We start from the raw sequence: 20,568 nt of genomic DNA on the forward strand, positions 1-20,568 counted from the left end.
AGATGTGTATAAGGGACAGGCCCCGTACGCCGCCGGCGAGCAGGTGGACGTCGAGCCCGCCGCCGGCCCCGGCACCAAGCGCTGGGCCACGGTCCCGTACGTCACGTCGGCGGCCGCCCAGCAGACGTGGAAGTCCGGCGGCCTCATCGCCAAGACGGCCGGCAAGGTGTTCGGCACGGGCGGCAACGGCAAGGACTTCGTGGCCTCCGGCACCGTGGTGAACAGCACCGACGGGGACGTCATCGTGACCGTCGCGCACGCGATGATCGACAGTGCCGGCCGCTGGAGCAGCAACCTGGTATTCGTGCCCGCCTACAAGAACGGCGCGGCGCCGTACGGGAAGTTCACGGCGCGCACCATGTACATCTGGTCCGGCTACTACAAGGACGACGCCCACCAGCCGCCGCTCGACTTCGGCATGCTGGTGGTCAACAAGGTGAAGAGCAAGACCCCGGTGCAGACCGTGGGCGGGCAGGGCATCCGCTTCAACGCCGCCACCGCCGGCACCACCAACCTGCTGCTGGGCTACCCGAGCAACGGCAACGGTGGCCAGACCCTGCAGTTCTGCAGCGGCGCCTCGGCCACCCCCGCCTACGGGATGAAGTACGCCCTGCTCTGCGACATGGGCGGCGGCTCCAGCGGCGGCCCCTGGTTCCAGGAGTTCGACAAGACCGCCGGCGCCGGCTACGTGATCTCCGCCCACGCCCTGCGCAACTCCACGACCAGCTACGGCGCCTATTTCGGCCCCGAGGCCCTGGCCACCTTCCGCGCCGCCGTCGCCGCCTGAGCCCGACCGTCCGGGCCTCGCCGTTCAGAGCAGGTGGTAGTCGCCGAGGTCCGGACGGCGGGTCCTTTCCCAGTACTCCATGAGGGTGAACGGCCAGTTCTGCGAGACCCGGCCGGAGGCGTTCTTGTACCAGCTGCGCACCGAGGACACCCCCCAGGCGCGCTGCCCGTTGGCGGCGTCGATCACCTCGTTGTACGCGTCGTGCACGTCCTCGCGGCACTCCAGCGCGCCGTGCCCGCCGGCCAGCAGCGCGCGGAGGCATTCGACGATGTAGTGCGCCTCGCATTCGGAGAAGAAGATGATGCTGCCGTTGACCACGATGTTGGTGTTCGGCCCGTACATGAGGAAGAGGTTGGGGAAGCCGGGCACGGTCATGCCGAGGTAGGCGCGGGCGTCGCCGTTCCAGCGTTTGTGCAGGTCCGCGCCGTCGCGGCCGGTCACCGTCATGGGGATCAGGAAGTCGGAGGCCGAGAATCCCGTGGCGTAGACGATGACGTCGGCCTCGTACTCGCCCTCGGCGGTGGCGATCCCGCTCGCGGTGATGTGGCTGATCGGGTCGGTGACCAGCTCGACATCGTCGCGCTTCAGCGCCGCCGCCCAGACGCCGTTGTCGCGCAGCATCCGCTTGGCCCCGGGCGGGTAGCCGGGGACCGCGGCCCGCAGCAGGTCCGGCCGCCCGTCGAACAGATGGTCCAGGTACGCCGTCAGCAGGGCCCGCCGCTCGTCGTTGGCCGCGGACACCGAACGCTCGCCGCCCGGCCAGGCGGGATCGACCTCCACCGCCGGCAGGCCGCCCTCGACGGAGCCGGCGAACAGCCAGAAGCGGTACCACTGCGCGTAGCCGGGCACGTGCCGGAACAACCAGCGCAGCCCGTCGGCGACCGGGGCGTGGTAGTCGGGCGTCGGCCCGAGCCAGGGAGGGGTGCGCTGGAAGATGACCAGGCTGCCGGCGGTGCCGGCGATCTCGGGCACGAACTGGAAGGCGCTGGCTCCCGTGCCGATCACCGCGACCCGCTTGCCGCGCAGGTCGATGCCGTGATCCCAGCGCGCGGAGTGGAAGCTCGGCCCGGCGAAGTCGTCCCTGCCGTCGATCCGCGGGTAGCTCGGGCGGTTGAGCTGCCCGACCGCGGAGATCACCGCTTGGGCGCCGAGGAGCTCGGTGCCGCCGTCCGGAGTGCGTACGCGCAGCGTCCACGCGCGGGCGGCGCCGTCGAAGCCGGCGGCGAGGACCTCCGTGCCGAACCGGATGTGCTCGCGCAGGCCGTTGCGGTCGGCGAACTGCCGGAAGTAGTCCAGCAGCACGTCCTGGGTGGAGAAGTAGCCGGGCCAGCCGTCGTGCTCGAAGAAGGAGTAGTTGTACAGGTGGCTGCTGACGTCGACCCGGCAGCCGGGATAGGTGTTCTCCAGCCAGGTGCCGCCGACGTCGTCGTTCTTCTCGATGATCGTGTAGGGGACGCCGGCCTGGCCCAGCCGGTAGCCGGCCAGCAGGCCGGACATCCCCGCGCCGATGATGACGACGTGGAAGGGGCGATCGGCGGCGAGGTCGTCCTTGTGCCAGCCCGGGGCCGACGGGTCGTCCAGCGCGGCGAGCTCGTCGGCCAGCAGCGGCAGATAGCGCTCCGGGGCGGTGCCGACCAGGAACCGCACGGCGGCGTCCAGCATGCCGCCGCCGTCGGCGGCCTCCGGTCCGGCAGGGATCCGGGCGTCGCGGAGCCCGGCCAGCGCGGCGAGGGCGAGTGTCCGTGCCTCCTGCTGCTGCTCGAGGGAGTAGCCGCCCTGCGGCACCAGCCGGTTGATCGTGGACGGGCGGAGATGGTCGGGCAGGAGCTTCGGATCGCCCGTGGCCGTGGCCAGGGCCGCGAGGAGCGGGGGGAGCTCGGCGTCGAGGAGCGCGCGGCGGATGGCCTCGTCCGCGTCGGTGATCGGTTCCGTCATGCCTCCGCCTCCGCCTTCGCCGGGTACGGATGCTCCGGCGCGAGCCGGCAGTCCACCGCGACGACCACGGCCGGCAGCGGGACGGGTGCGTAGCCCGCGCCGGGCGAGGCGCGGATCTGGCGGTCAAGAGGCATCGGGGGCCCTCTCGATAGCTGGTCACGCCTTACTTGAAACGCTATTACAAGTTGAAATCACGTTTCAAGTAGTGCGTGCCGGGCTGATCGGCGGGCTGGGCCAGCCGGGTGACCAGCATGGCGAAATACTCGGTCATCTCCGCGGCGTCGTCGCGCGCCGGGCAGGCCACGACCTGGCGCGCGCCGGCCGCCACCACGCCCGTCACGGCGGCGGCGAGCGCCTCGCCGAACCGCCGGCCCGTCACCTGCAGCACGTCGGCGTTCTGGTTGATCCACCGGCGCAGCGCGCCCCTGGCGATCGCGTCGAACCCGGGCGGGCCCTCGCCCGACAGGAACAGCCGCGCCAGGTCGCGCTCGTCCCAGCAGGCCAGCAGATAGGCGCGGGCGCCGGCCAGGTAGAGCCGGAACGGGTCGCGCTCCCCCGTCGCCCGCGCGCGCTCCATCGCCTGCTGGGTGGCCTCCCACAGCAGCTCGGAATGCCGCCGGTGCAGCTCCAGGAACAGGTGCTCCTTGCCGCCGAACTGGTTGTACAGGCTGCCCACGCTGGTGCCGGAACGCGCGACGATCTCCGAGATCGTCGCGCCCTCGAACCCGCGGGCGGCGAAGACCTGGCGGGCGGCGTCGAGCAGCGCGTTGCGGGTGGCGAGAGCCCGCTTGGACAGCGGCCGGTGGGGAGCGGCGGGAAGATCGAGCGGGGTCTCCGCCGCCGTGTCGGGCTCGCGTGCCATCCCCGCCCCTTCCCGCGGCCGGCGGTCGTGCCGGCCACCAGTGTCGCACGCCGCCGGCCGGACGGGCGGGCTCCCTCAGCGCCGCAGGCCGGGGCCGAAGTGGGGTGCGTGCGGACGGTGCTCGCCGTGCCGTTCCGCCTGGTGGAGGGCGGCCAGGAAGGATCGCGGGCCGTCGAAGTCGGGCATCTCCAGGTAGGCGGCGCCCACTCCGGCCGGGTCATGCGCGTCCGAGCCGACGGTGCCGGGCAGCCCGTGCGCCCGGGCGGTCCGCAGGGCGGCCTGGTTGTGCTCCGGGTCGGGAATCTTGGCGTTGAACACCTCGATCGCGTCGATCCACCCGGCCGCGCACATCGCGTCGAGGGCGGCGCCCACTCCGTTGCGGAGCGGGTCGTAGGGATGCGGCGCGCAGACGAGGCCGCCCTGCGCCCTGATCCGCTCGACGACCGCGCGGGCGGGCAGCACGTACGGCACCCGCTCGGTCAGGAACAGGCCGATCAGCTCTCCCGAGCCGGTACGGATCTCCTCCCCCGGCACGACCCGGGCGCCGACGGCCCGGGAGAGCTCCTCGGCCGAGGCCGCCAGGTGGTTGTGCTCGGTGAGGCACACGACGTCGATCCGCTGGGCCGCCACCCGCTCGGCCAGCTGGTCGAGCGTCATGACGGAGTCACCCGAGGCGACCGTGTGCAGATGGCAGTCGACGCGCACCCAGCCCGGCCGGACGGGCCGCGCCGGGTCCGGTGCGGCGATCATGGTGTGCCCTCCCCCGGCGCGAGGGCGGCCGGGCCCGTTCCGGTCATCAGCACGCCTCAGCCGTCGGGCAGGATGACCGCGCGGCCGTGCACCTTGCCCTCGTGCAGCCGTTCATAGGCGAGCGGCGCCTCCGCCAGCGCGAAGGTCTCGACATGGACCTCGACCGAGCCGGCCCGGGCGAGCTCGAGCACCTCTATGAGCTCGCCGCGAGCGCCCCAGTACGTCGAGCTGACCGTCGTGCCGACGGGAAGGGCGCCGAAGCCGACGGGAAGCCGGCCGCCACCGAGGCCGACGATGACGATGTCGCTCTCGACGGCCGCGACGGCGCCGGCGACGGCGACGGTCGACTCGGCGCCGACGAAGTCGAAGACCGCCTGGGCGCCCCGGCCGTCCGTCAGCCCGCGGACGGCGGCTGCGGCGCCGGTGTCGGAGGTGAGCGTCTCGTGGGCGCCGACCTCGCGGGCCAGGGCCAGCTTGTCCTCGGAGACGTCCAGCGCGATCACCCTGGCGGGGCTCAGGGCGCGAAGGAGCTGGACGGCGACGTGGCCGAGACCGCCGACGCCGATGACCACGGCCGTGCTCCCCGGCACCAGCTTGGGCAGGGCGCGCTTGATCGCGTGGTACGGCGTCAGCCCGGCGTCGGTGAGCGGGACGCTGCGGGCCGGGTCCAGGTCGCCGAGCGCGACGAGGTGGCGGGGATCGTCCACGAGCAGGTATTCGGCGATCGCGCCCGGCGCGCCGAGACCTGGCGAGAGGATGCCGAGCCCGGCGGCGCGCGGGCAGTAGTTCTCCTTGCCCTGCGCGCATGTGGCGCAGGTCCCGCAGCCCCACGCGCCGTAGACGGCGACCGCGTCGCCCTCCCGCCAGCCGATGACGCCCGCGCCGAGCGCGGCGACCGTGCCGGCGCCCTCGTGGCCGAGGATGAGCGGGAGCGGGAAGGGCGCCAGGTCGTCGGTCAGGCTCATCACGGTGAGGTCGGAGTGGCAGACGCCGGCCGCCGTGACCCGCAGCAGCACCTGGCCGGGGCCCGGCTCGGGATCGGGGACGGTGACCACCTCGGGCGCGCTGCCCGCTCCGCGGAACTGGAGTGCTCTCATCGCCGGCTCTCCTTTCAGCGGGCCGAGTAGGCGCCGTCGACCAGATGGTAGCTGCCGTGCACGAAGGAGGCGCGGGCGGAAAGCAGGAACGCCACCAGTTCGGCCACCTCCTCGGCGCGGCCGAGGCGGCCGGTGGCGTGCAGGGCGGCCAGCATCCGGTGCCCGTCCTCGTTCACGTGCGACAGCAGCGGCGTCTCGATGAAGCCCGGCCCCACGGCGTTGATCCGCACGCCCAGCGGGGCGTACTCCAGGGCGGCGGTCTTCGTCAGCCCCACCACGCCGTGCTTGGCGGCGACGTAGGCGGCCTGGCCGGGGAAGCCGTTGACGCCGAGTGCGGAGGCCATGTTCACGATCGCGCCGCCGCCGCAGGCCAGGATGGCGGGCAGCTCGTGGTGGAGGGAGTAGAAGACGCCGTCCAGGTTGGTGGCGACCACCCGGCGCCAGTCGGCGAGGTCGTGCTCGCCGACGTGCCCGCCGCCGCCGGTCACTCCGGCGTTGTTGACGGCCAGGTGCAGCCCGCCCAGCTCCGCCACGGTGGACTCGACCGCGGCGCGTACGGACTCCGGCTCGGTCACGTCCACCGCCACCGCGAACGCCCGCGCCCCGGCGGCGGTCAGCTCTTCGGCCGCCCGCTGCGCGCCCGGCTCGTTGTGATCGGCGATCGCGACGGCCGCGCCTCCCGCCGCGAGGCGCCGGGCGACGGCCAGGCCGATGCCGGACGCACCACCCGTGACCAGGGCGGTCTGCCCCTCGAACTCCTTGGCGTAGTCGCCGGCTGCCCAGCCCGTCATCTGGCACCTGCTCTCTTGGCTGATCCTTTCAGTCTGGGGCCGCCGGCCACCTGCTCGGGCCCGGACCGGCGGGCTCCCCTGGCGGCCCTGCCGCGGGCGGCCCACGAGGCGAGCACGGCGAGCACGGAGACGGCGGTCAGCACGGCCAGCGCGAGCCGGTAGCCGGCGATCAGCTGACCGGCCGCCGGCGGCGAGACGCGGGACAGGGTGCCGGCGAAGACCGCGGGCCGCAGGGCCGCCGGCACGGGTCCGGTGATCAGCGACAGCGCCAGCGCGGTGCTCACGACGACGCCGGTGTTCTGCACCATGAGCCGCATGGCGTTGACGATGCCGACCCGGTGCGCGGGCAGCTCGTCCAGCAGGGTGGTGGCGGTGGCGGGCATGAACATCCCGGCGCCCGCGCCGACCAGCACCATGCCCGCGCAGATCGGCAGGTAGCCGACCTCGGCCGACACGCAGGCCAGCAGCACGACCAGGCCCCCGGTGCCGACGACGTTGCCGAGCAGGGCGACGACGCGGGCGCCGAGCCAGGCGTGCAGCGGTCCCGCGCTCATCGAGGCGATCATCATGGCGACCGACAGCGGCAGCACGCGAAGCCCGGCCGACACCGGGTCCTCGCCGCGTACGGCCTGGTAGAACAGCGCGATCAGCAGGACCACCGCCATCCTGCCGACCGTGCTGAGGAACGAGGCCAGCAGGTCGAGGGCGAACACCCGGTCGGCGAACAGCCGCACGTCGACCACGGGATGCCGGCTGCGCCGCTCGACGATGACGAACACCGGCAGCAGCACGGCGAACGCCGCCACCCCGGCCAGGACCACCGGGTCCGTCCAGCCGAGGTCGGCGGCCTGGGACAGCCCGAACAGCAGCCCGCCCAGCGACACCAGCACGAGCAGGTTGCCGGGCAGGTCGATGCCCCGCTCCCCCGCGGAGGCGTCGGTGCGGCGCAGCGTGACCGCGCCCCAGGCGAGGCAGATCACCCCGACGGGCACGTTGTACCAGAAGACCCACTCCCAGCCGAACCGGTGCGTGAGGAAGCCTCCGAGGGTGGGGCCGACGAGCTGGGCGACGGAGAAGGAGGCGATGTAGACGCCCATGCCGCGGCCGAGGTGGCGGCGCGGGAAGGCGTCGGTGAGCAGGGCGGCGCTGTTGGTCAGCAGCATCGCGCCGCCGGCGGCCTGGACGACCCGCAGCCCCACGACCCACCACTCGTTGGGGCAGAAGCCCAGCAGCAGGCTCGCGCCGGTGTAGGTGGCCAGCCCCCACAGGTACATGGCCCGCCGGCCGAACATGTCGGCCAGCCGGCCGAACACCACCATCAGCACGGTGTTGGCCAGCATGAACGACAGCAGCATCCAGCTCGCGGCGGTGGCGCCGGCGCCGAAGTGCCGTACGACCTCGGGCAGCGCCACGTTCAGCGAGCTGCTGCCCAGGGCGATCAGGATGCTCGCCAAGCCGACCACGGACAACACCCGCCAGGCGTAGCGCAGTCGCGCCCGCTCGTCCGGCTCGGTCGGTCCGGTCGGTCCGGTCAGCTCGGTCATCGGCTCCCTTCCAGCGTGCGGCCGCTCGGTTCCCGTCAGTCGGCGTTCATCGCGGCCGGAGCGGTTTCGACCGCGGCGTGGGGGGATTCGCGCCGCCAGGGACCGTGAAACAGGAAGATCGCGGGGATGTACAGGACGAGGCAGCCGAGCGAGACGAGCAGCGCGCCGACGACCATCAGCAGGCCGAGCGAGACGTCGTCCTGGCCGAGCAGGTAGGCGAGATAGGCGGTGCAGAGCACGCCGCCGAGCGTCCCGGCCAGCGAGAACAGCTTGCGCAGCCTGATCCGGTCGGAGACGCGGCCGATGATGATCAGCACGGCCAGGTCGAGGGTCCAGAACGCGGCCATGACCGTGGACGCCTGCGCGGTGGTGATGCCGAGGGAGCCGACGAGCATGGTCTGCCCGAACAGGGAGAGCGTCAGGTAGAGGACGAGCCACAGCGCGATGCCGATCAGGTGGGCCCAGATGTTGCGCCGGGCCAGCAGGGTCCTGACCCTGGCCGGCTCGGCCAGGTCGACCACGTGGGCCGCGTCCCGCTCGGTGTGCTGGATGCGGGCGCGCAGTTCGGGCGACAGGTCGGCGATGTTGGCGGCGATCACCAGGGAGATGACGAAGGAGACGCAGCCCATGATGACGAACTGCGAACGCCAGGAGTCGTTGAAGATCGGCAGCGTCCAGCCGGCGATGGCGGCGGCGAGGAAGTTGGCACCGACCGGGCCCCACGTCCAGAACCCGAACGCCTGCGCCCGGCCCAGGCGCGGGGAGAAGTCGCGCACCAGGGGCGCGGTGCTGGCCATCGCCACTCCGTCGACGAACGCCAGCACGAGCCGGGCGATCAGCAGGTCACGGGGACTGTGCGCGAGCGTCATGCCGAAGCAGCACAGCGAGGTCAGCAGCATCAGCGGGACCAGCAGCCGCACCCGGCCGAGCCGGTCGGTGAGCCGGCCGCCCAGCACGGAGGCGACGGCGCCCGACACCAGCGCGACCGCCGACACGGCACCGTACGTGCCGAGCGTCATCTGCATGTCCTTGAGCAGCAGCGGCACCACGGGGGCGATCTGCGCCTCGTAGGAGCCGATGAGGCTGGCCAGCACGGCCATGGTGAGGACCTTCATCCGGCGGCCGCCGGTGGGGTACTCGTCGAGTTCGCGGACGTAAGACCAGCCCATGGTCGTGCCTTTCTGCTGGGGCCCAACCCCTCGCCATCAGTTCTAGAGGGCAAATCTAGAATTGACTTCTACGAATGCTCCGCCCTGTCACCGCCCCAGTCAAGGGGTGCGAGAGATCCCGTCCTGGTTCGCTCCCCGGCACCCCACGAGATGCCCCGGCAGATAGTAGAATTTAATTCTAGAAGTCGGTTGCCCGCCTGCGGGACCCCACGACCCAGGGAGCTTCGATGATCCGCAAGTCCACCACCAAGGGCGGCAACTGGGAGTGGAGCCGCACCGCCCAGACCCGGAGAAGCATGCTCGACGCGGCCCGCGAGGTCTTCTCCGAGCGCGGTTTCGCCGACGCCAACGTCGCCGACGTGGTCGAGCGGGCGGGGTCCAGCGTGGGCAGTCTCTACCACCATTTCGGCGGGAAGACCGAGTTGTTCCTGGCCCTCTGGGAGGACCATCAGAGCGCCCAGGAGGCCGCCGCCGCCTCCAGCGTGGCCGAGGCGCGCCACAGCGGCGTGAGCGGCCCCGCCGAGCAGTTCGCCGCCGGAGCCCGCGCGTACCTGCGGGGCTCGTGGGAGCGGCGCGACCTCATCAGGCTGTTCATGGACGGGGACGCCCCGCCCGGCTTCGAGCTCATCCGCCGGACCAGAGGCCGCGAATGGGTCCGCCAGAACGCCATCCTCCTCGACGCCGACAACACCGCGCTCGACCGCCTCACCGCCGCGGTCCTGACCGTCGCCATCGGCGAGGCCGGTCGCGAGGTGGCCGTCTGCGAGACGCGAGCCGAGGCCGACGAGGTGATCGACGCCTCCATCACGCTGATCCGCCGCCTGGTCTCCCCCGGTGCAGCCCTCGCCTGACCGGGAGAGACCAGCTCGGCGCCGGTCAGAGGGTGACCAGGGAGCGGATCACCTCTCCCGACCCCATGGCCGCGAACGCGTCGCCGACCTCGTCGAGCGTGATGCGCCTGCTGATCAGGCCGTCCAGGTCGAGCCGCCCGGCCCGCCACAGCCGCAGCAACCGGCCGAAGTCGGTGCGCACGTCGCCGGAGCCGTACAGGCAGCCGAGCAGGCGGCGCTCGGTGGCGAACAGCTCGGCGGCGCTGAAGGTCACCTGGTCCTCGGCGCTGCCGGCGCCCACCACGACGGTGGTGCCGCCACGCCGGGTCGCCTTCCACGCCTGCCTGATCGTCGCGGAGCGGCCCACGACCTCGAAGGCGTAGTCGAAGCCGCGCCCCTCGGTCAGCTCCTTGGCGGCGTCGGCGAGCCCGTCGGGGGTGGTGGTGTGGGTGGCGCCGAAGCGCCGGGCGGTCTCCAGCTTCTCGGGGACGCGGTCCACGGCCAGGACCGGCGCGGCGGCGGCGAGCACGGCGCCCTGGATCACGTTGATCCCGACGCCGCCGCAGCCGATCACCACGACCGACGACCCGGGACGCACCCGCGCGGTGTTGACCACCGCGCCGACGCCGGTCAGCACCGCGCAGCCGACCACCGCGGCCACGTCGAACGGCACGTCGTCAGGGATCGGGATCGCCGCCCGCGCATCCACCACGGCCTCCTCGGCGAAACAGCCGACCCCGAGCGCGGCGTGCGCGGGCTCGCCGCCCAGGCTCACCGTGGGCGCCGCCGCGGTGGTCCGGCCGCTCACGCACAGGTTCGGCTGCCCGCCCAGGCAGAAGAAGCAGCCTCCGCAGGGCGGGATCCAGGACAGGATCACGTGCGTGCCCACCGGCGGGCCGCTCACGCCCGGGCCGAGCTCGACCACCTCGCCGGCGCCCTCGTGGCCGGGCACCAGGGGCAGCGGCGCGGGCAGCGTGCCCTCGCACATCGACAGGTCGGAGTGGCACACCCCGGCGGCGCGCAGCCGCACCCGCACCTCTCCGGGGCCCGGCCGGCGCAGCGTCAGCTGGTCGCTGACCTCGACGGGCTTTCCGACTTCTCGCAGGATGACGCCTCGCATCGATCTTCCTTGGTCAGAGCTGCACGGACGTGGTGGTGAGGAACTCCTCCAGGCCGAAGCGGCCGTACTCGCGGCCGTACCCGGACTGCTTGAAGCCGCCGAAGGGGGCCAGGCCGTTGTGCGCGCCGTCGTTGATCCTGATCTGCCCGGCGCGCAGGCGCCGGGCGACCCGGCGGGCGCGCTCGGGGTCTGCGGCGCGCACGCCCGCCGCCAGCCCGTACGGCGTGCCGTTGGCGATGCGGACCGCCTCCTCCTCGCCGGAGTAGGGCAGGATGACCAGGACCGGGCCGAAGATCTCCTCCTGCGCGATCCTGGACTCGGGAGTGACGCCGCTCAGCACGGTCGGCCGCACGTAGAAGCCGCGCTCCAGCCCGTCGGGCGCGCCGGGACCGCCGGTGAGGGTCGTGGCGCCGTCGTCGGCCGCCGCCCGCAGGTGCGCGCGCACGCGTTCCCGCTGCACCGCCGAGACCAGCGGGCCGAGCCGCGTGCCGGGGTCGTGCGGGTCGCCGGGGGTGTAGGTCCGCGCCTCCTCGGCCGCGATCCGCTCGGCGTCCGCCAGCCGGTCGCGCGGGACCAGCAGCCGGGTCAGCGCCGAGCAGGTCTGCCCGGAGTTGAGGAAGCAGGCCCCCACGCCCTTGCGCACCGCGTCCTCGAACGCGGCCTCGCCGAGGTCGTCGAGCAGGACGTTCGGGGACTTGCCGCCCAGCTCCAGCGCGGTGCGCTTGACCCCGCCGGCGGCCAGCTCGGCGACCCGCCGCCCGGCGCGGGTGGAGCCGGTGAACGAGACCATGTCCACCAGCGGATGCGCGGCCAGCGCCTCCCCCGCCTCGGGCCCGGTCCCGGAGACCAGGTTGAACACGCCCGGCGGGAACCCGGCCTCGTGCATCACGTCGGCCAGCACGAACGCGTTGAGCGGGGTGACCTCGCTGGGCTTGAGCACCACCGTGCAGCCGGCGGTCAGCGCCGGGGCGAGCTTGGCCGCGATCTGGTGCAGCGGATAGTTCCACGGGGTGATCGCGCCGACGACGCCGATCGGGTCCCGGTACACCACCGAGCCGCCGAGCCGCTCCTCGAAGTCGATCCCGGCCGCGATCTCCGGCATCGAGGCGAAGGTCCGGATGGGCGAGCCCACCTGGATGAGCCGGGTCAGCGGCAGCGGCATGCCCAGCTCGCTCACGATCGTGTCCGCGAGCTCCTCGGCCCGCTCCTTCAGCGCGCCGGCGACGGTCGCGCAGAGCGCGGCCCGCTCGGCGGCCGGGCGGGCCGCCCAGGCGGGCAGTGCGGCGGCCGCCGCCTCCACCGCCCGTGCCACGTCCTTGGCGCTGCTGCGCGGCACCTCGGCGACGACCTCCTCGGTGGCGGGGTTCACCACCGGGATCGGCTCGCCGCCGCTCGCCGCCGTCCACTCGCCATCGACATAAATGCGGTACGGCACAACCCACCTCATTTACGGGAAGTTAATTCTAGATTTCAATTCTAGAAGTATTGAACCACGCGCCCGGCGGGGTGTGAAGCCTCCTCCGGCTAGGATGGTGGCGGCTCCAGGAAGCCTCCGGTCCGCGGGAATGGGCTCAGCCCACCTGGCGGGTGCACCACGTGCCACCATCGCTCTCCTTTCGGCCTGACCGAGCGGACATCAGGCACACGGGAGGAGACCATCGTGCCGACCCTGGACATGCCCGAACGCCCCCACCTCGACCGCTTCCGCCGACAGGCCCGCGCCCTGCAGCGAGCCGTCCGGGCGGGTGACCCCGAGTCCCTCGCGCGGCTGGCCCGACACCATCCCGGCGGGGTGCCCGACGTCGCCGGCGGCCTCCGGCTCAGCGCGGCGCAGCTCGTCGTCGCCCGCGAGTACGGCTTCGCCAGCTGGCCCCGGCTCACGCGCTACCTGGAGACCGTGGCCGAACACGGCTGGGCCACCCGGCTCGGCGCGACGCCCGCGACCGGCCCGGCGGCGGAGTTCTGCCGCCTGGCCTGCCTGACCTACAGCCGCGAGGACGGGCCGGCGCGCTGGGCGCAGGCCCGCCGGCTGCTGGCCCGGCAGCCCGATCTCACCAGGGCGGACATCTGGGCCGCCGCGGCGGCCGCCCGCCCCGACGACGTGGGCCGGCTGCTCGACGAGCGGCCCCGGTCGGCAGCCGAGCGGGGCGGACCGTTCCACTGGCGGCCGCTCTTCTACCTCGTCTACTCGCGGTTCGACCCGGACGTCCCGGCCGAGCGGGTGCTCGCGGTCGCCCGGCAGCTGCTCGACGCCGGCGCCGACCCCGGCGAGGGCTACCTCTTCGACGCGCTGCCGTCGCCGTTCACGCTGCTGACCGGGGTGTTCGGGCACGGCGAGCTGGGCCGGCAGCGCCAGCCCCGGCACCCGCACTGGCTCGCGCTGGGCCGGCTGCTGCTCGACGCGGGCGCCGACCCCAACGACGCCCAGACCCTCTACAACCGGATGTTCGAGCCGGACGACACGCACCTGGAGCTGCTGTTCGCCTACGGGCTCGGCACCGGCGACGGCGGCCCGTGGAAGAGGCGGATCGGTGAGCTGAGCACGCCCGCGGAGATGCTGCGCGTCCAGCTGCGCTGGGCGGTCGAGCACCGCATGCCCGCCCGGGTGCGGCTGCTCGTCGAGCACGGCGTCGACTTCCGCTCGCCGTTCGAAGGCGACGGGCCCGCGTGGAGCCCCGGTGACGGCCGGACGCCGGTCGAGCTGGCCCAGCTCGCCGGCGACACCGCGATCGCCGGCTACCTCTTCGCCCAGGGCGCCGCGCCGCCCGTGCCCGACCCGGTCCGCGAGCTGATCGCCGCGGCGTTCCGCGCCGACCGGGCGGCCTTGGACCGGGTCCGCGCCGAGCATCCCGGCGCCGTGGCCGAGGCCCGCCGCAGCCGTCCCGGGCTCATCGTGTGGGCCGCGGCCCAGGCGCCCGCCGAGACGGTCACGCTGCTGGCCGGGCTCGGCTTCGACGTGAACGCCTACGGGCGCGGCGACGCGCCGGTAGAGGAGCCCTGGCAGACCGCGCTGCACCACAGCGCCGCGGACGGCGACGTCGAGCTCACCCGCCGCCTGCTGGACCTGGGCGCCGACCCCGACCTCCGCGACCGGCGCTTCGACGCCACGCCGCTGGACTGGGCGCGCCACGCGCACCAGCCGGCGACCGCCGCGCTGCTCGAACCCGTCACGACGCCACCGCCGAGCGGCGCACCCTCCACCGATCCCACCACGGGTGATGTGTAGATTGCACAGAGTGGAAGATCAGGTCGGCGGCCGCATCCAGGTGCGCGGCGCGCGGGTGCACAATCTGCGGGACGTGAACGTCGCGATCCCGCGCGACGCGCTCGTCGCGTTCACCGGCATCTCGGGATCGGGCAAGTCGTCGCTGGCGTTCGGCACCATCTTCGCCGAGTCGCAGCATCGCTATCTGGAGTCGGTCGCGCCCTACGCGCGCCGGCTGCTCCAGCAGCTGCCCATGCCGGACGTCGACGACATCACCGGCCTGCCGCCCGCGGTCGCGCTCGGCCAGCGGCGCTCGGTGCCGTCCGCGCGCTCCACGGTCGGCACCCTGAGCAGGGTGTCCAACTCCCTGCGGATGCTGATGTCACGTGCCGGGACCTACCCCTCCGGCGCCCAGCGCCTGGATTCGGACGCGTTCTCGCCCAACACCGTCGCCGGAGCGTGCCCGGAGTGCCAGGGGCAGGGCGTGTTGCACGAGGTCACCGAGGAGTCGCTCGTCCCCGACCCGTCGCTGAGCATCGCGGAAGGGGCGATCGCCTCCTGGCCGGGCGCCTGGCAGGGCAAGAACCAGCGCGACATCCTGGCGACGCTCGGCTACGACATCCACCGGCCCTGGCGCGGCCTGCCGCAGGAGGAGCGGGACTGGATCCTGTTCACCGACGAAGAGCCGGTCGTGACGGTGCACCCGGTGCGCGAGGCCGGCCGGATCCACCGCCCCTACCAGGGGAAGTACGCCAGCGCGCGGCGGCTGGTGCTCAAGGCGTACGCGGCCTCCGCCAGCGAGAAGAGCCGCCGGCGCGCCGAGGGGTTCATGACCCGCCGGACGTGCCCGGTCTGCGGGGGGCGGCGGCTGCGGCCCGAGGCGCTGGCGGTCAGGTTCGCGGACAGGGACATCGTCGAGCTGGCCACGATGCCGATGGGCGAGCTGGCCGGCCTGCTCCGCCCGTACCGCGACGACCAGGGGCCGGCGGGCGCGCTCACCCGCGACATCCTCGACCGGATCGACGTGCTGGACGAGCTCGGGCTGGGCTATCTGAGCGTCGCCCGGCCCGCGCCGACGCTGTCCAGCGGCGAGTTGCAGCGGATCCGGCTCGCGACGCAGCTCCGCGCCGGGCTGTTCGGGGTCGTGTACGTGCTGGACGAACCCTCGGCGGGTCTGCATCCGGCCGACGGCGCCGCGCTGTCGGAGCTCCTGCGCCGCCTGCGCGACAGCGGCAACACCGTCTGTCTCGTCGAGCATGACATGGACGTCGTACGCCAGGCGGACTGGGTGGTCGACGTCGGCCCCGGCGCGGGCGGCGACGGCGGGCGGATCCTCTACAGCGGCCCGGTCCCGGGGCTGCGTGACGCCGGGGCATCGGTGACCCGCCGCTATCTGTTCGCCACCGTCGTGCCGGAACGCCCGCTCCACCGGCCGACCGGCCGGCTGGAGCTGCGCGGGCTCACCCGCAACAACCTGCGGGACGTGGACATCGACGTGCCGCTGGGCGTGTTCACCGCCGTCACGGGGGTCTCGGGCTCGGGCAAGAGCAGCCTGCTGGAGGCGATCGCGGAGGCCGCCGCCGGGGACATGAGGGTCGTGTGGGTGAACCAGCAGCCCATCGGCCGGACCCCGCGCTCCAACCTGGCCACCTACACCGGGCTGTTCGACACGGTGCGCAAGCTGTTCGCCGCCACGGACGGCGCGCGTTCCCACGGGTACGGCCCCGCGCGGTTCTCCTTCAACGTGGCGGGCGGGCGCTGCGAGACCTGCCAAGGCGAGGGCTATGTGTCGGTCGAGCTGCTCTTCCTGCCCACCACCTATTCGCCCTGCCCGGACTGCGGCGGGGCCCGCTACAACCCCGACACCCTGCGGGTGACCTACCGGGACCGCACGATCGCCCAGATCCTGGCGATGACGGTCGACGAGGCCACCGGCTTCTTCGGCGACGTCCCCGCCGTACGCCGTCCTCTGGAGACCCTGCACGAGGTCGGGCTCGGCTACCTGCGGCTGGGGCAGCCCGCCACCGAGCTGTCCGGCGGCGAGGCCCAGCGCATCAAGCTCTCCGCCGAGCTCCAGGGCCGCCGCGCCGACTCCACGATCTATCTGCTCGACGAGCCGTCCACCGGCCTGCACCCGCACGACACCGACGTGCTCATGAACCGGCTGTACGACCTGGTCGGCGGCGGTGGCACGGTCGTGCTCGCCGAGCATGACATGCGGGTGGTCGCGACCGCCGACCACGTCATCGACCTGGGGCCGGGCGGCGGAGCCGCCGGTGGCACCGTGGTGGCCGCCGGCACGCCGGCGCAGGTCGCCGCCAGCGCGCGCAGCCGTACCGCGCCGCATCTGAAAAACCTGCTGTGACGCGCCGCGCGCTGCGGCCGTCCGGGCTCCCCATCCGGATGGCCGCCCAGCGGGCTCGGCGAAAGGGTCTCCTGCCGCGATGAGTTCCGGCCGGGCCGCGAGTCTGTTCCGGTGACCGTCGCAGAGCCGTACGGCGCTGCCCGGCACCGGACACCACGGAGGACACCATGACGACCACGCCGGACGACCCCACCACCGCACTGCCCGGCCGCCCGCCCATCGTCGGCCTGGCGACCTGGCAGGCCGCCCGTGACGGGCTGCTGGTCCGCGAGAAGGCCCACACCCGCGAGGGCGACGCCATCGCCGCGGCCCGCCGCCGGCTGCCGATGGTGGAGCTCGACGGGACGGCCGAGGTCGTCGGACCCGGCGGCCCGGTCCCGTTCCTGGAGCTGTTCCAGGGCCGCGACGAGCTCGTGGTCTACCAGCACATGTGGTACGACGGCGCGCCGCACCAGGGGCAGTGCGAGGGCTGCACCACCACGGCCTGGCACGTGAAGGACGCCGTCTACCTCAACGCCCGCGGCGTATCGTTCGCCGTCCTGACCACGGGCCGGTGGGAGGAGGTGGCCTCCTACGTCGAGTTCATGGGCTACACCGAGCCCTGGTACTCGGTGCGCGACGTGGACGCGCCGGTCGGCGGGGAAATGGGGTACATCACCTGCTTCCTGCGCGACGGCGACCGCGTGTTCCTCACCTACTCCACGACGGGCCGGGGCAACGAGCCGGTCAACGGGTCCCTCAGCCTGCTCGACATGACCCCCTACGGCCGCGGCGAGACGTGGGAGGACAAGCCGGAGGGCTGGCCCGAGGGGCGCCACGCGTGCTGGTACTGGCGCTCGGACGCGGACGGGAACCCCGACTGGGGCCCGACCGGCCGCCCCGTGCCGCAGTGGACCCGCCCTGGTGCGACCCCCGAGGAGAGCCTCGGCCGGCACGGCCACCACCACTGACGCGCCCCCGCCGGCCGCGGCCGCTACCCGGCATCCAGCACGAAGAACAGGAAGCTCGGGCCGGTGGTGAGGGCGCGGAACTCGTCGGGGAACAGCTCGCGGGCGGCCGGCACGGGCTGCGGCTCGCTGATGACGGCCAGGCGGAACCTGGCCGCCGTGAAGGCGTCGGTCATCTCGTGCAGCGGCCGGTGCCAGAAGCTCATCGGGACGGTCCGGCCGCCCATGGTCCACTCCTCGGTCCAGTTGTAGGACTGCAGATAGCTGACCTTGCGCCCGGCCTGACGCTGCAGGGCGTGGATGGCGAAGGGGTGGTCGACGGACACGATCAACCGGCCGCCGGTCCTCAGCACGCGCCGCAGCTCGGCCAGCGTCGGCCCCCAGTCCTCCAGGTAGTGCAGCACCAGGGACGCCACGACGTCGTCGAACGCGCCGTCGTCGAACGGCAGCGGGTCGCGCAGGTCGGCGAGCCGCAGGTCCGCGCCCTCACCGAGCCGCCGCCGGGCCAGCTCCAGCATCCCGGCGCTGTTGTCGATGCCGGACACGACGGCACCCCGGTCGCGCAACGCCTCGGACAGCGGGCCCGAGCCGCAGCCGGCGTCGAGGATCCGCCGCCCGCTCACCTCCCCGGCGAGGGCCAGGATGGCGGGCCGCTCGTAATAGGCGTTCGCGATGCCGGCCTCGTTCTCGGCGGCGTACGCCTCGGCGAGGCTGTCGTAGTCGTTGGCTCGGGACGGATGCGCGGACTCAACGTGATCTTCGATAGGCATGCGGGCCATCCTGGCAGGGCCGGACCGCCAAACGTGCTGAAACGCGCAGAGACCGGGCAACAGCCCATTTCGCCGCGTGGTTGACGCCGTCACCGGATCACGGGGCGGACCACCGCGTGTTCCAGTGCCGCCCGTCCGCGCGGGTGAGGCCGTCCATCAGCAGGTCGAGCAGCCGTTCGGCCTGCACGCGCTGGTGGGCGGCCCCGGCCGCGAGGGTGACACCCGCCAGGCCCATGAGGATGTCGGCTGAGGGCACGTCGTCCCGGATCACCCCCTGGACGATCCCGGCGAGACGGAGCTCCTCGATCGCGGCGGTCAGCTGCTCGCGGGTCTGCGAGCTCAGCCGCTCGTCGCTCTGCAGGAGAGCCTTGAGCGTGTCGGCCATGCCGTGCTTGGTGACGAGGTAGTCCAGCACCTGGGACATCCACGCCCGCAGGGCCTGATCGGCGGGCAGCTCGCCGAGCAGGTCCGCGGTCCGGGCGGCGAGCCGGGCGGTCTCGTAACGGTAGGTGGCGTCGACGAGCTCTTCCCGGGTCGGGAAGCGCCGGTACAGGGTGGCGATCCCGACGCCCGCGTCCTTCGCGATCTGTTTCAGGGTCGCGGCGGCGCCGTCCCGCGCGAAGGCCAGGGCGGCCGCGGCGAGCAGCTTGTCCTCGTTGGCCCGCGCGTCGGCCCGGATCGGCCGTCCGGACGGATCAGGCATGCGTTCCCACTCCTCGGCTTGCTATGTGGAGCCGACTCCACTTAGTGTGGCGACGACTAAACGGATCCGACTCCGCTTAGTGGGACGGTAGCAGACACCCGCCGGCCGTTCCAGCACATCGCTTCGACCACGAAAGGCCCGCCAGATCATGCAATACCGCACGCTGGGCAGTACGGGAGTCCGCGTCAGCTCGCTGTGCCTGGGCGCGATGATGTTCGGGAAGTGGGGAAACCCCGACCACGCCGAATCGGTCGGCATCATCCGCACGGCGCTCGACGCCGGCGTCAACATCATCGACACGGCCGACGTCTATTCGGGCGGCGAGTCCGAGGTCATCGTCGGGAAGGCGATCGCCGGACGCCGTGACGACGTCGTCGTGGCGACCAAGGTGTCGAGCCCCATGGGCCCCGGCCTCAACGAGCGCGGCGCCTCGCGGCGGTGGATCGTCCGGGCCTGCGAGGAGAGCCTGCGCCGCCTGGGCACCGATCACATCGACCTGTACCAGGTGCACCGGCCCGATCCCGCCACCGATCTCGACGAGACCTTGGGCGCGCTCTCCGACCTCGTCCGCGCGGGCAAGATCCGCTACGCGGGGTCCTCGACGTTCGCCCCCTCGGCGATCGTGCGGGCGCAGTGGACCGCCGAGCGACGGCAGCGCGAGCGCTTCGTCTGCGAGCAGCCGCCCTATTCCCTGCTGGTCCGGGGCGTCGAGGCCGACGTGCTGCCCACCTGCGAGACGTACCGGATGGGGGTGCTGGCCTGGAGTCCCCTGGCCGGGGGCTGGCTGTCCGGCCGCTGGCACCGCGACGCGGCCGAGCTGTCCAGCCACCGTACGCGGACGATGCCCTTCCGCCACACGCATGCCCACTACGACCTGGACGTACCGGGCAACCAGGCCAAGCTCGACGCCGCCACCGAGCTCGCCTGCATCGCCGCGGAAGCGGGCCTGACGCTGATCCAGCTGGCGCTGGCGTTCGTCACCACGCACCCGGCGGTCTCCGCGGCGATCATCGGCCCGCGCACCGCCGAGCACCTGCACGACCAGCTGAGCGCCGCGGACCTCGTCCTGGAGCCCGCCGTGCTGGACCGCGTCGATCGCGTCGTGGCGCCCGGCACCAACCTCAACCCCGACGACGCCGGCTACAGCGCGGACGTCCTGGCCGACCCGCACCGCCGTCGCCGCGCCGCCGCCCGGTGAGCCGCCGGAAGCTCCTGGAAAGAAATCCTGGAGGCGGTGTCGGATCAGGGCAGGGGTGTTCGTGGTAGGGGTGAGCGGCCGCCCGCGTGGGGCGCCCCGGAACACAGGAGACGAGCCGAGATGCAGTACATGGTTTCCGTGATCTTTGACCAGCCCGGCCTGGCCACCCCGGACGAGCAGGCGGCGATCGACGTGTTCAACGACCGGCTCCAGGCCGAGGGCCACTGGGTCTTCGCCGGCGGCCTCGCCTCGCCCGACTCGGCCACCGTCATCGACAACCGAAGTGGGGAGGCGATGCTCACGGACGGGCCTTTCCTGGAGTCGAAGGAGTTCCTCGCCGGCTTCTGGATCATCGAGGCCGCCGACCTCGACGTGGCGCTCAAGCTGGCCGCCGCGGGGTCGAGGGCCTGCAACCGGAAGGTCGAGGTGCGGCCGTTCCGGTGAGCGCGGCCGACGTCCGCGAGACGGTCACCGGGCCCGCCGCGGGGAGCGGGC

At 73.1% G+C, this 20,568-nt stretch carries 19 protein-coding genes; 7 read left to right on the plus strand and 12 right to left on the minus strand.

The window, feature by feature from the left end:
• Window positions 1–787 (plus strand): trypsin-like serine peptidase (locus tag ETD85_RS63500; protein ID WP_170247008.1); only part of this gene is annotated, 787 nt, incomplete at its 5' end.
• Window positions 788–811: 24 nt separating this feature from the next.
• On the opposite strand, the gene ETD85_RS35750 is transcribed toward ETD85_RS63500, so the two are convergent.
• The 8 genes from ETD85_RS35750 to ETD85_RS35780 form a co-directional block, all read right to left on the minus strand.
• Window positions 812–2,722, minus strand: a complete 1,911-nt coding sequence (locus ETD85_RS35750) for a flavin-containing monooxygenase (protein ID WP_138694244.1) — start codon at window positions 2,720–2,722, stop codon at window positions 812–814.
• The gene (locus tag ETD85_RS63505) at window positions 2,719–2,856 is read right to left on the minus strand and encodes an alpha/beta hydrolase fold domain-containing protein (protein ID WP_170247009.1); all 138 of its coding nucleotides are present in this window, start codon (window positions 2,854–2,856) and stop codon (window positions 2,719–2,721) included. The genes ETD85_RS35750 and ETD85_RS63505 overlap by 4 nt, the downstream gene beginning before the upstream one ends.
• Before the next feature lie 44 nt (window positions 2,857–2,900).
• A complete protein-coding gene (locus ETD85_RS35755) occupies window positions 2,901–3,584 on the minus strand; it encodes a TetR/AcrR family transcriptional regulator (protein WP_138694245.1) in 684 nt (227 codons plus the stop codon).
• A gap of 75 nt (window positions 3,585–3,659) precedes the next feature.
• Window positions 3,660–4,334: a PHP domain-containing protein gene (locus ETD85_RS35760; RefSeq protein ID WP_138694246.1), complete on the minus strand. Its 675-nt coding sequence runs from the start codon at window positions 4,332–4,334 to the stop codon at window positions 3,660–3,662.
• Between the two features lie 56 nt (window positions 4,335–4,390).
• Window positions 4,391–5,431, minus strand: coding sequence for an NAD(P)-dependent alcohol dehydrogenase (locus ETD85_RS35765; RefSeq protein WP_138694247.1), 1,041 nt, complete (start codon window positions 5,429–5,431; stop codon window positions 4,391–4,393).
• Window positions 5,432–5,445: 14 nt separating this feature from the next.
• Window positions 5,446–6,222 carry an SDR family NAD(P)-dependent oxidoreductase gene (locus tag ETD85_RS35770; RefSeq protein WP_138694248.1) on the minus strand — a complete coding sequence of 259 codons (777 nt, stop codon included), beginning with the start codon at window positions 6,220–6,222 and terminating at the stop codon, window positions 5,446–5,448.
• Window positions 6,219–7,766, minus strand: coding sequence for an MFS transporter (locus ETD85_RS35775; protein WP_138694249.1), 1,548 nt, complete (start codon window positions 7,764–7,766; stop codon window positions 6,219–6,221). Before ETD85_RS35775 ends, ETD85_RS35770 begins: the two co-directional genes overlap by 4 nt.
• A gap of 35 nt (window positions 7,767–7,801) precedes the next feature.
• Window positions 7,802–8,935 carry an MFS transporter gene (locus tag ETD85_RS35780; protein ID WP_138694250.1) on the minus strand — a complete coding sequence of 378 codons (1,134 nt, stop codon included), beginning with the start codon at window positions 8,933–8,935 and terminating at the stop codon, window positions 7,802–7,804.
• Window positions 8,936–9,162: 227 nt separating this feature from the next.
• Here ETD85_RS35780 and ETD85_RS35785 point away from each other — a divergent pair, with 227 nt between their 5' ends.
• A complete protein-coding gene (locus tag ETD85_RS35785; RefSeq protein ID WP_138694251.1) occupies window positions 9,163–9,786 on the plus strand; it encodes a TetR/AcrR family transcriptional regulator in 624 nt (207 codons plus the stop codon).
• Window positions 9,787–9,811: 25 nt separating this feature from the next.
• Here the strand turns inward: ETD85_RS35785 and ETD85_RS35790 are convergent, their stop codons facing one another.
• Window positions 9,812–10,885 (minus strand): Zn-dependent alcohol dehydrogenase, encoded by a 1,074-nt coding sequence (locus tag ETD85_RS35790; RefSeq protein ID WP_138694252.1) that lies wholly within the window; start codon window positions 10,883–10,885, stop codon window positions 9,812–9,814.
• A gap of 13 nt (window positions 10,886–10,898) precedes the next feature.
• A complete protein-coding gene (locus ETD85_RS35795) occupies window positions 10,899–12,332 on the minus strand; it encodes an aldehyde dehydrogenase family protein (RefSeq protein WP_138694253.1) in 1,434 nt (477 codons plus the stop codon).
• Window positions 12,333–12,545: 213 nt separating this feature from the next.
• On the opposite strand from ETD85_RS35795, the gene ETD85_RS35800 reads away from it, so the two are divergent.
• The 3 genes from ETD85_RS35800 to ETD85_RS35810 all read left to right on the plus strand — a co-directional run bounded on the left by ETD85_RS35800 (window position 12,546) and on the right by ETD85_RS35810 (window position 17,405).
• Window positions 12,546–14,111 carry an ankyrin repeat domain-containing protein gene (locus ETD85_RS35800; RefSeq protein WP_138694254.1) on the plus strand — a complete coding sequence of 522 codons (1,566 nt, stop codon included), beginning with the start codon at window positions 12,546–12,548 and terminating at the stop codon, window positions 14,109–14,111.
• 10 nt (window positions 14,112–14,121) lie between these two features.
• Window positions 14,122–16,455, plus strand: a complete 2,334-nt coding sequence (locus ETD85_RS35805) for an ATP-binding cassette domain-containing protein (protein ID WP_240779646.1) — start codon at window positions 14,122–14,124, stop codon at window positions 16,453–16,455.
• Between the two features lie 167 nt (window positions 16,456–16,622).
• On the plus strand, window positions 16,623–17,405 hold the full coding sequence (locus ETD85_RS35810) for a DUF899 domain-containing protein (RefSeq protein WP_138694256.1): 783 nt from the start codon (window positions 16,623–16,625) through the stop codon (window positions 17,403–17,405).
• 23 nt (window positions 17,406–17,428) lie between these two features.
• Here ETD85_RS35810 and ETD85_RS35815 read toward each other — a convergent pair whose 3' ends face one another.
• A complete protein-coding gene (locus ETD85_RS35815) occupies window positions 17,429–18,172 on the minus strand; it encodes a class I SAM-dependent methyltransferase (RefSeq protein WP_138694257.1) in 744 nt (247 codons plus the stop codon).
• A gap of 97 nt (window positions 18,173–18,269) precedes the next feature.
• Complete coding sequence (locus ETD85_RS35820) at window positions 18,270–18,875, minus strand: TetR/AcrR family transcriptional regulator (protein WP_138694258.1); 606 nt, start codon at window positions 18,873–18,875, stop codon at window positions 18,270–18,272.
• Window positions 18,876–19,023: 148 nt separating this feature from the next.
• On the opposite strand from ETD85_RS35820, the gene ETD85_RS35825 reads away from it, so the two are divergent.
• Complete coding sequence (locus ETD85_RS35825) at window positions 19,024–20,073, plus strand: aldo/keto reductase (RefSeq protein WP_138694259.1); 1,050 nt, start codon at window positions 19,024–19,026, stop codon at window positions 20,071–20,073.
• Window positions 20,074–20,193: 120 nt separating this feature from the next.
• Window positions 20,194–20,517 (plus strand): YciI family protein, encoded by a 324-nt coding sequence (locus ETD85_RS35830; RefSeq protein ID WP_138694260.1) that lies wholly within the window; start codon window positions 20,194–20,196, stop codon window positions 20,515–20,517.
• The last annotated feature ends 51 nt before the right edge of the window (window positions 20,518–20,568 follow it).

It is taken from the genome of Nonomuraea zeae, from assembly GCF_005889725.1.
Taxonomy (GTDB): domain Bacteria; phylum Actinomycetota; class Actinomycetes; order Streptosporangiales; family Streptosporangiaceae; genus Nonomuraea; species Nonomuraea zeae.

Coding starts and splice junctions, on each gene's coding strand:
- ETD85_RS35750 (WP_138694244.1), bottom strand. CDS start 2,722: ATGACGGAACCGATCACCGACGCGGACGAGGCCATCCGCCGCGCGCTC.
- ETD85_RS63505 (WP_170247009.1), bottom strand. CDS start 2,856: ATGCCTCTTGACCGCCAGATCCGCGCCTCGCCCGGCGCGGGCTACGCA.
- ETD85_RS35755 (WP_138694245.1), bottom strand. CDS start 3,584: ATGGCACGCGAGCCCGACACGGCGGCGGAGACCCCGCTCGATCTTCCC.
- ETD85_RS35760 (WP_138694246.1), bottom strand. CDS start 4,334: ATGATCGCCGCACCGGACCCGGCGCGGCCCGTCCGGCCGGGCTGGGTG.
- ETD85_RS35765 (WP_138694247.1), bottom strand. CDS start 5,431: ATGAGAGCACTCCAGTTCCGCGGAGCGGGCAGCGCGCCCGAGGTGGTC.
- ETD85_RS35770 (WP_138694248.1), bottom strand. CDS start 6,222: ATGACGGGCTGGGCAGCCGGCGACTACGCCAAGGAGTTCGAGGGGCAG.
- ETD85_RS35775 (WP_138694249.1), bottom strand. CDS start 7,766: ATGACCGAGCTGACCGGACCGACCGGACCGACCGAGCCGGACGAGCGG.
- ETD85_RS35780 (WP_138694250.1), bottom strand. CDS start 8,935: ATGGGCTGGTCTTACGTCCGCGAACTCGACGAGTACCCCACCGGCGGC.
- ETD85_RS35785 (WP_138694251.1), top strand. CDS start 9,163: ATGATCCGCAAGTCCACCACCAAGGGCGGCAACTGGGAGTGGAGCCGC.
- ETD85_RS35790 (WP_138694252.1), bottom strand. CDS start 10,885: ATGCGAGGCGTCATCCTGCGAGAAGTCGGAAAGCCCGTCGAGGTCAGC.
- ETD85_RS35795 (WP_138694253.1), bottom strand. CDS start 12,332: ATGAGGTGGGTTGTGCCGTACCGCATTTATGTCGATGGCGAGTGGACG.
- ETD85_RS35810 (WP_138694256.1), top strand. CDS start 16,623: ATGACGACCACGCCGGACGACCCCACCACCGCACTGCCCGGCCGCCCG.
- ETD85_RS35815 (WP_138694257.1), bottom strand. CDS start 18,172: ATGCCTATCGAAGATCACGTTGAGTCCGCGCATCCGTCCCGAGCCAAC.
- ETD85_RS35820 (WP_138694258.1), bottom strand. CDS start 18,875: ATGCCTGATCCGTCCGGACGGCCGATCCGGGCCGACGCGCGGGCCAAC.
- ETD85_RS35825 (WP_138694259.1), top strand. CDS start 19,024: ATGCAATACCGCACGCTGGGCAGTACGGGAGTCCGCGTCAGCTCGCTG.
- ETD85_RS35830 (WP_138694260.1), top strand. CDS start 20,194: ATGCAGTACATGGTTTCCGTGATCTTTGACCAGCCCGGCCTGGCCACC.